Annotated in this window: 12 protein-coding genes and 1 riboswitch; of the genes, 6 read left to right on the top strand and 6 right to left on the bottom strand. The window is 67.6% G+C overall.

Going from position 1 to position 12,686, the window contains the following annotated elements; genetic code table 11:
- Positions 1–39: 39 nt before the first annotated feature.
- The gene (gene aceA, locus GIY23_RS06585) at positions 40–1,362 is read right to left on the bottom strand and encodes an isocitrate lyase (protein ID WP_154075846.1); all 1,323 of its coding nucleotides are present in this window, start codon (positions 1,360–1,362) and stop codon (positions 40–42) included.
- A gap of 119 nt (positions 1,363–1,481) precedes the next feature.
- Between aceA and GIY23_RS06580 the strand changes: the two genes are divergently transcribed.
- Entirely contained in the window at positions 1,482–2,948 is a 1,467-nt protein-coding gene (locus GIY23_RS06580; protein WP_154075845.1) for an XRE family transcriptional regulator, read from the top strand.
- A 243-nt stretch (positions 2,949–3,191) separates the two neighbouring features.
- Entirely contained in the window at positions 3,192–3,893 is a 702-nt protein-coding gene (locus tag GIY23_RS06575) for a class I SAM-dependent DNA methyltransferase (RefSeq protein WP_154075844.1), read from the top strand.
- Between the two features lie 131 nt (positions 3,894–4,024).
- Here the strand turns inward: GIY23_RS06575 and GIY23_RS06570 are convergent, their stop codons facing one another.
- From GIY23_RS06570 to GIY23_RS06560, 3 genes are all read right to left on the bottom strand, one after another.
- A complete protein-coding gene (locus GIY23_RS06570) occupies positions 4,025–5,008 on the bottom strand; it encodes a hypothetical protein (protein ID WP_154075843.1) in 984 nt (327 codons plus the stop codon).
- 133 nt (positions 5,009–5,141) lie between these two features.
- Complete coding sequence (gene lepA / locus GIY23_RS06565; RefSeq protein ID WP_154075842.1) at positions 5,142–6,983, bottom strand: translation elongation factor 4; 1,842 nt, start codon at positions 6,981–6,983, stop codon at positions 5,142–5,144.
- A 174-nt stretch (positions 6,984–7,157) separates the two neighbouring features.
- A complete protein-coding gene (locus tag GIY23_RS06560; protein WP_154075841.1) occupies positions 7,158–7,535 on the bottom strand; it encodes a VOC family protein in 378 nt (125 codons plus the stop codon).
- 107 nt (positions 7,536–7,642) lie between these two features.
- On the opposite strand from GIY23_RS06560, the gene GIY23_RS06555 reads away from it, so the two are divergent.
- Both GIY23_RS06555 and GIY23_RS22960 read left to right on the top strand, forming a co-directional pair.
- A complete protein-coding gene (locus tag GIY23_RS06555) occupies positions 7,643–8,590 on the top strand; it encodes an SPFH domain-containing protein (RefSeq protein ID WP_154075840.1) in 948 nt (315 codons plus the stop codon).
- A gap of 7 nt (positions 8,591–8,597) precedes the next feature.
- Complete coding sequence (locus tag GIY23_RS22960) at positions 8,598–8,798, top strand: hypothetical protein (protein ID WP_154075839.1); 201 nt, start codon at positions 8,598–8,600, stop codon at positions 8,796–8,798.
- 5 nt (positions 8,799–8,803) lie between these two features.
- On the opposite strand, the gene GIY23_RS06545 is transcribed toward GIY23_RS22960, so the two are convergent.
- A complete protein-coding gene (locus GIY23_RS06545) occupies positions 8,804–9,607 on the bottom strand; it encodes a TSUP family transporter (protein ID WP_154075838.1) in 804 nt (267 codons plus the stop codon).
- Between the two features lie 212 nt (positions 9,608–9,819).
- Here GIY23_RS06545 and rpsT point away from each other — a divergent pair, with 212 nt between their 5' ends.
- Complete coding sequence (gene rpsT, locus GIY23_RS06540; protein ID WP_154075837.1) at positions 9,820–10,080, top strand: 30S ribosomal protein S20; 261 nt, start codon at positions 9,820–9,822, stop codon at positions 10,078–10,080.
- Between the two features lie 64 nt (positions 10,081–10,144).
- On the opposite strand, the gene holA is transcribed toward rpsT, so the two are convergent.
- Entirely contained in the window at positions 10,145–11,128 is a 984-nt protein-coding gene (gene holA, locus GIY23_RS06535; protein WP_154075836.1) for a DNA polymerase III subunit delta, read from the bottom strand.
- A gap of 107 nt (positions 11,129–11,235) precedes the next feature.
- A riboswitch (SAM riboswitch) is annotated at positions 11,236–11,368 on the top strand.
- Between the two features lie 14 nt (positions 11,369–11,382).
- Between holA and thrC the strand changes: the two genes are divergently transcribed.
- Positions 11,383–12,648: a threonine synthase gene (gene thrC, locus GIY23_RS06530; RefSeq protein ID WP_154075835.1), complete on the top strand. Its 1,266-nt coding sequence runs from the start codon at positions 11,383–11,385 to the stop codon at positions 12,646–12,648.
- The last annotated feature ends 38 nt before the right edge of the window (positions 12,649–12,686 follow it).

Genomic DNA, 12,686 nt, shown 5'->3' with positions numbered 1-12,686 from the left:
GCCGGGCGGGCCACTCACATCTCGTTGTCGCTACCGGGCTCAGTGGAACTGAGCGGTCTCGGTCGAACCCTCGAGCGCGGTGGTCGAGGAGTTCGGGTCGATCGCGGTGCTGATCAGGTCGAAGTAGCCGGTGCCCGCCTCACGCTGGTGACGCGTGGCGGTGTAGCCGTCCTTCTCCGCAGCGAACTCGCGCTCCTGCAGGTCCACGTAGGAGGTCATGCCGTCCTGCGCGTAGCCCTTGGCCAGATCGAACATGCCGTAGTTCAGCGAGTGGAAGCCCGCGAGGGTGATGAACTGGAACTTGTAGCCCATGTGGGCGAGCTCGCGCTGGAACTTGGCGATGGTGCTGTCGTCCAGGTTCGCCTTCCAGTTGAACGACGGCGAGCAGTTGTAGGCCAGCATCTGGTCCGGGTACTTCGCCTTGATGGCCTCGGCGAACTTCTTGGCCACCTCCAGATCCGGCTTGGAGGTCTCCATCCAGATCAGGTCGGCGTGCGGCGCGTAGGCCAGACCACGGGTGATGCAGGGCTCGATGCCGTTGTTGACCTTGAAGAAGCCCTCGGCGGTGCGCTCGCCGGTGAGGAACTTCTGGTCGCGCTCGTCGACGTCGCTGGTGAGCAGCGTCGCGGCCTGCGCGTCCGTGCGAGCAACGACGAGCGACGGGACGCCGGCGACGTCAGCGGCGAGCCGGGCGGCGTTGAGCGTCTTGACGTGCTGGCTGGTCGGGATGAGGACCTTGCCGCCCAGGTGACCGCACTTCTTCTCGGAGGCCAGCTGGTCCTCCCAGTGCACGCCGGCAGCACCCGCCGAGATCATGCCGCGCATGAGCTCGTAGGCGTTGAGCACACCGCCGAAACCGGCCTCGGCGTCGGCGACGATCGGGGCGAGCCAGTCGATCTCGTCCGTGGAGGTCGCCTCGGTCTCCGGGTCCAGCGCCTCCGACCAGGCGATCTGGTCGGCGCGCTTGAGCGCGTTGTTGATACGGCGGACGACCTGGGGCACCGAGTTGGCCGGGTACAGGCTCTGGTCCGGGTAGGTCTCGCCCGCGAGGTTCGCGTCGGCGGCGACCTGCCAGCCGGACAGGTAGATGGCCTTCAGGCCCGCGCGGACCTGCTGGACGGCCTGGTTGCCGGTCAACGCACCGAGCGAGTGGATGTACTCGTTCTCGTGCAGGCCCTTCCACAGCTTCTCGGCGCCGTTGCGCGCGAGGGTGTACTCCTCCTGCACCGAGCCCCGGAGCCGGACGACGTCCTCGGCGGAGTGCGTCCGCTCGATGCCCTTCCACCGCGGGTCCGTGTCCCACTCCTGCTTGAGGTCGGCGGCGGCCTTGAGCGCCTGCTCACGAGTTCCGGGCTGGCTCATGGTTGTCACCTTTCGGGGTCTCTTGCTGCCTTGGTGAACCCAGTGTTGAACGGCAGCACAAGCAAAATCGAGAAGTTTCTCGAGGAAATTTGCCACTTCTTTCTGCTACGGTGAAGCTCATGCAGGACTTCGCCGCCGAAGAAGACCGTAGTTTTTCCACCGATCAGGATCTTCTGGTGTTCGGCCAGCGGCTGCGGCACCTCCGCAGGACCGCCGGCCTCACCCTCGTCGACCTGGGAGAACGTGTCGGTCGCGCGCCGTCACAGCTCTCTCTGTTGGAGAACGGCCATCGCGAGCCGAAGTTGTCGTTACTCCGGTCACTCGCCGACGCCCTGGGCTGCACCGTCGACGACCTCATGTCCAAGAAGCCGCCGAACCGGCGCGCCGAGCTCGAGATCGCCGTCGAACAGGCCCAGCTCGACCCGCTGTACCAGCGGCTGAGCCTGCCCCCGCTCAAGGCAGGCAAGCGGATGCCCACCGAAGCACTGGAACACGTCGCCGGTCTCTACGAGGAGCTCAAGCGGCGCGAGACCAAGCAGGTCGCCACCCCGGAAGAAGCGCGCAAGGCCAACGCCCAGCTGCGCCACACCATGCGCGAGCACGGCAACTACTTCCCCGAGATCGAGAAAGCCGCGGCCGAGATCCTCGACAAGGTCGGCTACCACGGTGGGGCGCTGTCCGAAGGCGTGATCCAGTCCATCGCGACTCACCTCGGCTACGGTCTGCGGTTCGTCAACGACCTGCCACGCTCGGTGCGCTCGGTGACCGACATGCACCACCAACGGATCTTCCTGCGGCGCGAGTCCCTCGGCATGCACAGTCCGCGCACGATCCTGCTGCAGACCCTCGGGCACCTCACCCTCGGGCACAGCCAGCCACGCGACTTCGCCGACTTCCTGCGCCAGCGCGTCGAGGCGAACTACTTCGCCGCCGCCGTCCTGGTGCCCGAGAAGACCGCGGTCCCCTTCCTGCAGAAAGCCAAGGCCGACCGCGACCTCGCGGTCGAGGACCTGCGGGACGTGTACTCGGTGTCCTACGAGATGGCCGCACACCGGTTCACCAACCTCGCCACCCAATACCTCGACCTGGTGTGTCACTTCGTCCGCAACGACGAGACCGGCATCATCTACAAGGCCTACGAGAACGACGGGCTGGTCTTTCCCACCGACGCCAGCGGTGCCATCGAGGGCCAGCGGATGTGCAGGCACTGGGCGGGCAGGCAGGTGTTCGCCTCCCCCGACCGGTATTCGACCTACTACCAGTACACCGACAAGCCCGGCGCGACACACTGGTGTGTCGCCCACGTCGACCCCAGCCGCGGCCGCGACTTCGCGATCACCCTCGGCGTCCCGTACACCGAGTCGCGGTGGTTCCGCGGACGCGACACCACGAACCATTCGCAATCGAAGTGCCCGAACGGCGAGTGCTGCCAACGCCCGCCGGCCGACCTCGCGAACCGCTGGCAGGGCATGGTGTGGCCGTCCGCGCGGGCGCACTCCCACGTCCTCGCCGCACTCCCCTCGGACACCTTCCCCGGCGTGGACGAGGCCGACGTCTACCGCTTCCTCGAAGACCACGACGCCTGACCCCGGCCGAGCCGGGCCGTGCCGAGCCTGACCTCGCCGAGCCGGGCCGTGCCGTGGGGCGCAGCTCGGTCCCGGTGCCAGCGGCGATGCGTGAGCCTTTTTGGTGCCCATGGCAACCAAAAAGACTCACGCCTCCGAGTAGACTCAGCCTGGCCCCGGCAGGGCCCCCTCGGTCATCCGCCGATCATGCGGCACGCGGAAAGGGTGTGTCTGTTGTCGGAGTGGTGCGGCAGACTGTGCGGTGTGCTGACCTTCTCGGATTTCGACTCGCGTGGTTACCCGACCGTCGACGTGCGCACCGGCTACGCCGGGTGGGCGGCGACCTACGAGAACACAGTCGAGGACGTGATGGACCTCGCGCTACTCGACGCGCTCACCGCACCGGACTGGAGTGCGGTCCACCGTGCGGCCGACCTTGGTTGCGGCACCGGACGCACCGGCGTGTGGCTACGCGAGCACGGCGTCCCGCACGTCGACGGGGTCGACCTCACGCCCGAGATGCTGACCGTCGCCCGGGAACGCGGTGTCCACGATCGGCTCGTCGAAGGGGAGGCCACCTCCACCGGGCTCGAGGGCGACACCTATCAGCTTGTGATCGCCTCGCTCGTCGACGAGCATCTCCCGGATCTCGGCGCCTTTTACTCCGAAGCGTCTCGGCTCGCGACACAGGACGCGCGCTTCGTCGTCGTCTCGTACCACCCGCAGTTCATCATCTCGACCGGCATGCCCACGCACTTCACCGACGACAGCGGCGAGTCGTTCACCATCGCGACGCACCTTCACCTCGTCAGCGACCACGTGACGGCCGCTCTGGAGGCCGGGTGGGCACTGGAGGAAATGCGGGAAGGCGTCATCGACGACCGTTGGATCGCCGCGAAGCCCAAGTGGGCGAAGCACCGCAACCTCCCCATCTCGGCCGCCTACGTCTGGAAGACGAGCCACTGACACCGGCCGAGTCATGCTCGCGCAGCTCGATCCCGCCGCCGGTGGCGATGCGTGAGCCTTTTCGGTGCCTATGGCAACTAAAAAGGCTCACGCCCGCTGAGCTGTTCGATGGCCTCAGCCGCCGATGAGACTCACGTCTTGCTCACGTCCCCGCACTGATCGCACGGCCGGGCGGGACCGTTCCAGCCGTCACGCCGCAGCACCGTCAGCACCTCGGCCGCGACACCGCAGGGGTCGTGGCGAACGTCGTTCCAGCCGTAGACGAGTCGTGGCCGCCCCGCCAGCTCCGCCGCGTTGTCCCGACGCCGATCGCGGAACGCCGTCTCGACGTCACCGTGGTAGGCACGCCCGTCCAGCCGAACGATGAGGGGAACCCCGACGGGGCTGTAATCGCAGTCCTCGAGCAACTTTCGCCCGTCCGCACGGACCGGAACTTGGCGCCGTGCCTGGGGAATTCCATGGGCTGCCTCGACATCGAGAAGGTAGCGAACCTCCAGTACGGACGTCGTTCCCTCCGCGAGGAAACGCACCGCACGTTCCAACGCGGCGTGATATCGGTACGCGGGTCGCGCTTGCATCAGCTCGAACAACGCGGTGGCCGAAACCCGGTGTGCGGTAGCACGATTCATCAAGTTCCGTTGCGCGGAGGCGCGGTCGGGCTGAGCTGTCGCGAGATCGAGAACGGTGTCTTCACGATTCGTTCTCGGTGGCACCAGCGGAGCGAGCACGTGCTGGAACGCGCGGCTTCGATGTATCACCAGTCCGGGCTGAGCTCGTACCGAGTGTGTGTACGGCACGGTGATGTGGATGGGTTCGTCATCTCGTTGGCGCAACCAGCCCCACGCCTCGGCCGCGGACTCGTGGCTCAGGCACGAGCGGCCACCGCCGTAGAGTAACGCGGCACTGAGGCGAGCTTGACGCGTCAGTGGTCCGGTGAACAGGGCGATCACGCCGCGGTGAACTCGTTGCCATCGGCGCCCGTCCAGCTTCGCTCGAATCGCGTTCCAGCTGAGGCCGAACGCGCGGAGTTGCCGCGTCGTCACGATGTCGTGTTGGGAGCGCCGGATAAGGTCCCACTCGCTCCGAGTGCGGGCGTCGGTGAAAGACAGGGTCATTCCCACAAGAGGCGCGCCCCTCGCGGAAAGATTCAGGCGTGAGCCTTTTTGGTGCCTATAACCACCAAAAAGGCTCACGCATCGCAACCGTCGCCGGGACCCGGCCGCACCAGCGTGGCCGGCCGGCTACGCGCTACTTCTTCTTGTCGTCCTTTGTGGCCTCGTCGGTGGACAGGGCGGCGACGAAGGCTTCCTGCGGGACCTCGACACGGCCGATGGTCTTCATCCGCTTCTTGCCTTCCTTCTGCTTCTCCAGCAGCTTGCGCTTGCGGCTGATGTCGCCGCCGTAGCACTTGGCGAGCACGTCCTTGCGGATCGCCCGGATCGTCTCGCGGGCGATGATGCGGGAACCGACCGCCGCCTGAATCGGGACCTCGAACTGCTGCCGTGGAATGAGCTCCCGCAGCTTCGAGGTCATCTTCGTGCCGTAGCCGTACGCCGAATCCTTGTGCACGATCGCGCTGAACGCGTCGACGGGCTCGCCCTGCAGGAGAATGTCCACCTTCACCAGGTCGGAGGACTGCATGCCCGCTTCCTCGTAGTCCATCGAGGCGTAGCCCTTGGTGCGGGACTTGAGGTGGTCGAAGAAGTCGAACACGATCTCACCGAGCGGCATGGTGTAGCGCAGCTCGACCCGCGACTCCGACAGGTAGTCCATTCCGGACAGTTGGCCGCGCCTGCTCTGGCACAGTTCCATGATCGCGCCCACGAACTCCGACGGCGCGATGACGGTGCACTTCGCGATCGGCTCGCGAACTTCCTTCGTCTTGGCCTCGGGCCAGTCGGAGGGGTTGGTGACCTCCTGCTCGGTGCCGTCCTCCAGCGTCACCTCGTAGACCACGTTCGGCGCCGTCGAGATGAGGTTGAGGCCGAACTCGCGCTCCAGCCGCGCTCGGGTGATCTCCAGGTGCAGCAGGCCCAGGAACCCGCAGCGGAACCCGAATCCGAGGGCACCGGAGGTCTCCGGCTCGTAGCTCAACGCCGCGTCGTTGAGCAGCAGTTTGTCCAGCGCCTCGCGCAACAGCGGGTACTCGGAACCGTCGATCGGGTAGAGACCCGAGTACACCATCGGCTGCGGTTCCCGATAGCCGGCGAGCGGCTCGGCCGCTCCCTTGCGCTCCGCGGTGACGGTGTCGCCGACCTTGGACTGCCGGACGTCCTTCACCCCGGTGATGAGATAGCCGACCTCGCCGACACCCAACCCGTCGCACGGCTTCGGTTCGGGCGAGATGATGCCGACCTCGAGCAGTTCGTGGGTGGCGCCCGTGGACATCATCCGGATGCGCTGGCGCGGTGTGATCTTGCCGTCCACGACCCGGATGTAGGTGACCACGCCGCGATAGGTGTCGTAGACGGAGTCGAAGATCATCGCACGGGGCGGGCTGTCGTGCACGCCGACCGGGGACGGCACCTGCGTGACGACGGCGTCGAGAACCGCCTCCACACCGTCACCGGTCTTGGCCGACACGCGTAGTACCTCGTCCTGTTCGCAGCCGATGATGTGTGCCAACTCGGCGGCGTAGCGGTCCGGTTCGGCTGCGGGCAGGTCGATCTTGTTCAGTACCGGGATGATCTCGAGGTCGTGCTCCATCGCCAGGTACAGGTTCGCCAGCGTCTGCGCCTCGATCCCCTGGGCCGCGTCGACCAGCAGGATCGCCCCCTCGCACGCCGCGAGCGACCGGCTCACCTCGTAGGTGAAGTCGACGTGCCCCGGAGTGTCGATCATGTGCAGAACGTGGTCGGTGTCGGCCACCGCCCACGGCAGGCGCACGTTCTGGGCCTTGATCGTGATGCCGCGTTCCCGCTCGATGTCCATCCGGTCGAGGTACTGCGCCCGGTACGCCCGCTCGCCGAGAACGCCCGTGAGCTGCAGCATCCGGTCCGCCAACGTCGACTTCCCGTGGTCGATGTGCGCGATGATGCAGAAGTTCCGGATCCGCTCCGGTGAGGTGAAGGTCGTGTCGGCGAAGCTCACAGAAGTGTTCCTCGGGGTTGTCGGGACTCCGGCGCGGCGTGTCCCGGCTGGGGACGGAGGGCACGGGTTCACCCCATGGTCCCATGCTCGCACCGCGCGCCGTCGCCCATGCCCGATTTCCGACCCTCGCGTCCGGGACGGACGGCTCGGCCCGCTCGACCGCAACCGCTGAGGTCAGGGGCTGCGGTGGTCGCGACGGAGGGGGTGGTCGGCGGGAATCTCGACGAGCACTATCCGCACGCCGTCGGGGTCGGTGATCCAGGCCTCGTCGAGCCCCCAGGGTCGCCGTTCCGGCTCGGTGAGCACCGTGACCCGTTCGCGCAGCTGCCCGAACGTCGTCTCGAGATCGCGCACCTGGAGCCAGAGCACCTGGTCGGGACTCGGGCCGGCGCCGCCGTCGCCGGAAAGTTCCAGCGCACCCTGCCCGAGGTGGAAGACGGTGCCGCCGGGGAACTCGCGCTGGATCGCGAGCCCCAGCACATCCCGGTAGAACGCCAGCGATCGCTCCCGGTCGCGCGGGCGGATGATCAACCTGCTGTGCAGCACCTCCATACCCGACTTCTACCGGTTCACGCCCTGGCGCACGACACGAGATTCGAAAAAGTGATATCACTTTGCTAAGCTGATGACATCAACCGCGTAACCACGAGGGCACACCGATGAATTCCACCGACCTCGCTCCGCCCGACACGACTCGCACCGGAACACCGCAGACCGACATCGCGATGCCGGAACCCGGTATCCGCGAGCGGCCGGCGCGACACGTCTCGGGCATGCCGATGCTGGCGCTGACACTCCTGCTGTTCCTGTGCGGACTCGGCGGACTCATCATCGGCGCGGGACTCGCGAGGCCGGCGCTGATCGTGCCCGCGATCGTCGCGCTGCTCGCCGCCGTCACGCTGATGCTGGGGTTCGCCGCGGTCGCGCCGGGTGAGGCACGGGTCCTGCAGTTCCTCGGCCGCTACATCGGCACCCTGCGCCCCACCGGCTTGCAGTGGGTGAACCCGCTGAGCACGAAGGAGAAGATCTCCACCCGGATCCGGAACCACGAGACTGCCGTGATGAAGGTCAACGACGCCGACGGCAATCCGATCGAGATCGCCTCGGTCGTGGTCTGGCAGGTCGCCGACACCGCGCAGGCGTCCTTCGAGGTCGACAGTTTCGTGGAGTTCGTCGAGACCCAGACCGAGACCGCGGTGCGCCACATCGCGACCAGCTACCCGTACGACAACCAGGGCCAGCGCGGCCTGTCCCTACGCGAGAACGCCGACGAGATCACCGGCAAGCTCTCCGCCGAGATCGCCGCCCGCGTGCAGGCGGCCGGCGTGGAGGTGATCGAGTCCCGGCTCACCCACCTCGCCTACGCGCCGGAGATCGCCCAGGCGATGCTGCAGCGTCAGCAGGCGGGGGCGGTCGTGGCCGCACGGCAGCGCATCGTCGAGGGAGCGGTCGGCATGGTGGACCTGGCGTTGACCCGACTTGCCGAGAAGGACGTCGTCGACCTCGACGAAGAACGCAAGGCGACGATGGTGAGCAACCTGCTCGTCGTCCTCTGCGGAGACAAGCAGACCCAACCGGTGGTCAACACCGGTTCGCTTTACCAGTGAGGCGGTAGTGGCGCCACGCAAAAGTGTCCTGCTGCGCCTGGACCCCAGCACGCACGACGCTCTCGTGAGGTGGGCCAACGACGAGTTGCGCAGCACCAACGCCCAGGTGGAGTTCGTACTCCGACGCGCCCTCGCCGACGCCGGACGCCTTCCGAAGGACGCGAAAGGCCCGCCGTCACGTGGGCGGCCACGCCACGACGCCGAATAGACGACTCAGCCGGCCACGAGGCGGACTGCGAGGCTGACAACCAGCGCGGCCACGACGAACAGGAACACCTTGCGGATCCAGCGTGACCCGCGCTTCGTCGCCGTCGCGGCGCCCAGCACACTGCCCGCGACGTTGCAGACGGCCATCGCCAGTCCGAGCCCCCACAGCACCTTGCCCGCGGGGATGAAGAACACCAGCGCGCCCACGTTGGTGGCGACGTTGACGACCTTCGAGGTCCCGGACGCGGCCACGAACGAGAAGCCGACGAGCCCGACGAGCAGGAACACGAGGAACGACCCGGTGCCCGGGCCTGCGATGCCGTCGTAGAAGCCGAGCACCACACCCCCGACACACATGACCAGGATCTGATGCCGCTTTCCGAAGCGTGGTGTGTGAATCGAGCCGAGGTCCGGTGTGCGGAGCGTGTAGTAGCCCACGGCCAGCAGCGCGACCAACACGATCACGCTCAACGTCCGTGACGAGAGCCGGTCGGCCACCACGGCGCCACCCAACGACCCGAGCAGGGCCACCGCGGCCATCGACAATGCGCTGTGCCAGTCGATCGGCGTCCTTCGCGCGTAGGTGCGCGCGGCCGCGCTCGTCCCCGCGATCGACGCGATCTTGTTCGTCGCCAGCGAGAAGATCGCCTCACCGCCCGGCAACACCAACAACATCGCGGGAAGCTGGACCAGACCGCCGCCGCCGACGATCGCGTCGACGGCGCCTGCGCAGAACGCCGCGGCGCAAAGGAAGAGCAGCGCGGCGAGGGACACGTCGGCGAAACCGGGCCAGTTCAACGCGGTGAGCACACCCGGACCCTAGATCGCGCCCGAGCTCCTGCCCGGGGGCGGTGGCCGAGCTCGCACTCGCCCCACCGCCTCGGACAACCTCTGTTCGCTGCTAGCATCGTGCCTCGTGCCGTGCGGCATTCCGCACAGGAGGAAGTCCGCGGACCACAGGAACCGGGACGCGGAGCCACATCAGCGCGGCACGACCCTTCGAACCGGAAGAGAGGCACCCAGTGGCCAACATCAAGTCCCAGATGAAGCGGATCAAGACCAACGAGCAGAACCGGCAGCGCAACCAGTCGGTCAAGTCGGCTGTGAAGACCGCCATCCGCAAGTTCCGCGAGGCCGCTGCCGCCGGCGAGAAGGACAAGGCCTTCGAGCTGCAGCGCGCCGCAGGCCGCGCGCTCGACAAGGCCGCCAGCAAGGGCGTCATCCACGCCAACCAGGCCGCCAACAAGAAGTCGGCCATGGCCAAGCGCGCCAACAGCCTCTGATCCGCGTGATCGTTCGAAGGCCCGGTCCGAGCGGACCGGGCCTTCGTGTGTCTGGCCCGGACGGTCAGCGCTGTGAGCCGTGCAGCGCCACGAGTTGCAGCACCGTCCGTTCCAACGCGTAGTCGGCGTCGGCCGCCACGCCTTTGACGTCGGCGTTGACACTCGCGACGAGCTGCAACGCGTCCGCGATCGCGGCGCTGTTCCACCCGCGCGACTGGGCCAGGGCTTTCTTCACCTTCCACGGCGGCATGCTCAGCTCACTGGCCAGCCGGAACGGGTCTGCGCGGCCATGCGCTGCGACCCGACCGATGGTGCGCACCGAGTCGGCGAGTGCGTCGGCGATCAACACGTGCGGCACCCCGAGCTGCAGCGCCCAGCGCAGTGCCTCCAGCGCGCCCGCACGGTCGCCTGTGGCGGCCTTCTCTGCGACGACGAAGCCGGTCACTTCGGCGCGACCACGGTGATAGCGACGGACCGCTTCGGCGTCGACGGCGCCACCGGTGTCGGCGACCAGCTGGGACGCCGACGACGACAGTTCCCGCAGGTCGGAGCCGACGGTCTCGAGCAACGCCGCCACGCCGGCCGCGTCGATACGGCCACCGGCGCGCTTGACCTCGGAGCGCACGAACGCTTCCCGGTCGGCCGGTTTGGTGATCTTCTTGCACTCGGTGACCCGCGCGCCGAGTGTGCGGAGCGCGTCGGGTAGCTCCTTCGCGTTCTTGCCGCGTCCTCCACCGCTGTGGACGACGACGAGAACGACTCCGTCCGCCGGGTGCTTCGCGTGCGCGAGCACTGCCTCTGCGATCTCCTTGCCCGCGTCCTGCGCGGCGTCGAGCGCGACGACCCGACCCTCGGCGAACAGCGACGGGCTGAGCATTTCGTCGAGTTCCGGCGGGGTGAGGTCACTCACCTTCACGCGTCGCAGTTCCGCGGCCGGGTCCGCGGCACGAGCCTCGCCGACGGCATTCCACACTGCCCGCTCGACCAGCAGTTCCTCGTCTCCCACGACCAGGTGAACTGGATCGGGAACGACGGACGGTGCGCTCATGCTCCGATGCTCCCACGCGCCTGTGACAGCGCGGTGCACTCCCGGATGCTGGAAGCCCAGTGGAATCAGCGCGCGCTCATCCCGTAGCGTCACGGGCACAGCAGAAAAGCTCATCCAGAGGGGCAGAGGGAACGGCCCGTTGAAGCCCCGGCAACCGGTGTCGGTCCGTCGCGATCACTTTCGCGAGGTCGACCGGCCACGCAGGTGCCAAGTCCGACCCGTCCGCGGGACAGATGAGGGAAAGGAACCTCGCGATGACCGCTGCCGCCCAGACCACGACCACGACGGCGCCCTATGATCTCGGACCGGCCGTCGAACTGGTGTCGAAGGAAGAAGGGCACCGCCAGCCGCTGGCTCCGGAGTTCGTCTCGCTCGAGGACTTCTCTCCGCTGGAAGTCGCTTACGACTTCGGCAAGATTCGCCGTGAGGACATCGAGGCGGGCCCGCGCTCCATCTGGCGCTACAAGCACCTGCTGCCAGTGCCGTCGAACGTCGAGCAGCACCCGAACACCGACCCCGGCTGTACGAGGCTGGTGCGTGCCGACAACCTCGCGAAGGCGCTCGGCGTCAAGCGGATCTGGTTGAAGGACGACACCGGCAACCCCACCCACTCCTTCAAGGACCGGGTCGTGGCGGTCGCGCTGGCGGCGGCCCGTGAGTTCGGGTTCAAGGTCCTCGCCTGCCCTTCGACCGGCAACCTGGCAAACGCCGTCGCCGCTGCCGCCGCCCGCGCGGGCTGGGACTCTGTCGTGCTGGTCCCGTCGAGCCTGGAGCGGGCGAAGGTGCTCATGAGCGCGGTCTACGACGGATCGCTGCTCGCGGTCGACGGCAACTACGACGACGTCAACCGTCTCGCCACCGAACTCGCCGGAGAGCACGAGGACTGGGCATTCGTGAACGTCAACGTGCGCCCGTACTATTCGGAGGGCTCGAAGACGCTCGCGTTCGAGACGGCCGAACAGCTGGGCTGGCGGCTGCCCGAGCAGGTGGTCGTGCCGATCGCCTCCGGCTCCCAGCTCACCAAGATCGACAAGGGGTTCAACGAGCTCACCCGGACCGGCCTCGTCGAGGGCAGCCCGTACAAGATCTTCGGTGCGCAGGCGAACGGCTGCTCCCCCGTCGCGGAGGCGTTCAAGAACGGCCGCGACATGATCCAGCCGGTCCGCCCGGACACCATCGCCCGGTCGCTGGCGATCGGCGCTCCCGCCGACGGGCCCTACGTGCTCGACACCGTGCGCCGCACGGGCGGCGCGATCGAGGACGTGACCGACGAGGAGGTCGTCGACGGCATCCGGCTGTTGGCGCGCACCGAGGGGATCTTCGCCGAGACGGCGGGCGGTGTGACGGTGGCGAACGCCAAGAAGCTCATCGACACCGGCCAGCTCGACCCGGACGCCGAGACCGTGCTCATGATCACCGGCGATGGGCTCAAGACTCTGGACGCGGTGCAGGACCACGTCGGCCCGAAGGCCACCGTCAAGCCGACGACGGACGCGGTCAGCGAGGCGCTCGGCAAGTGACTCGTCACTGACCGGGCGGCGCGGGACGGTGAGCCCCT

It is taken from the genome of Allosaccharopolyspora coralli (assembly GCF_009664835.1).
GTDB lineage: Bacteria > Actinomycetota > Actinomycetes > Mycobacteriales > Pseudonocardiaceae > Allosaccharopolyspora > Allosaccharopolyspora coralli.
Note: the sequence above shows the minus strand (reverse complement) of the source record. Positions and strands in the feature narration are given on the sequence as shown.

What these genes read in the sequence shown, in the direction of transcription:
- GIY23_RS06580 (WP_154075845.1), top strand. Translation starts at nt 1,482, where the DNA reads ATGCAGGACTTCGCCGCCGAAGAAGACCGTAGTTTTTCCACCGATCAG.
- aceA (WP_154075846.1), bottom strand. Translation starts at nt 1,362, where the DNA reads ATGAGCCAGCCCGGAACTCGTGAGCAGGCGCTCAAGGCCGCCGCCGAC.
- GIY23_RS06555 (WP_154075840.1), top strand. Translation starts at nt 7,643, where the DNA reads ATGAATTCCACCGACCTCGCTCCGCCCGACACGACTCGCACCGGAACA.
- GIY23_RS06560 (WP_154075841.1), bottom strand. Translation starts at nt 7,535, where the DNA reads ATGGAGGTGCTGCACAGCAGGTTGATCATCCGCCCGCGCGACCGGGAG.
- holA (WP_154075836.1), bottom strand. Translation starts at nt 11,128, where the DNA reads ATGAGCGCACCGTCCGTCGTTCCCGATCCAGTTCACCTGGTCGTGGGA.
- GIY23_RS06570 (WP_154075843.1), bottom strand. Translation starts at nt 5,008, where the DNA reads ATGACCCTGTCTTTCACCGACGCCCGCACTCGGAGCGAGTGGGACCTT.
- thrC (WP_154075835.1), top strand. Translation starts at nt 11,383, where the DNA reads ATGACCGCTGCCGCCCAGACCACGACCACGACGGCGCCCTATGATCTC.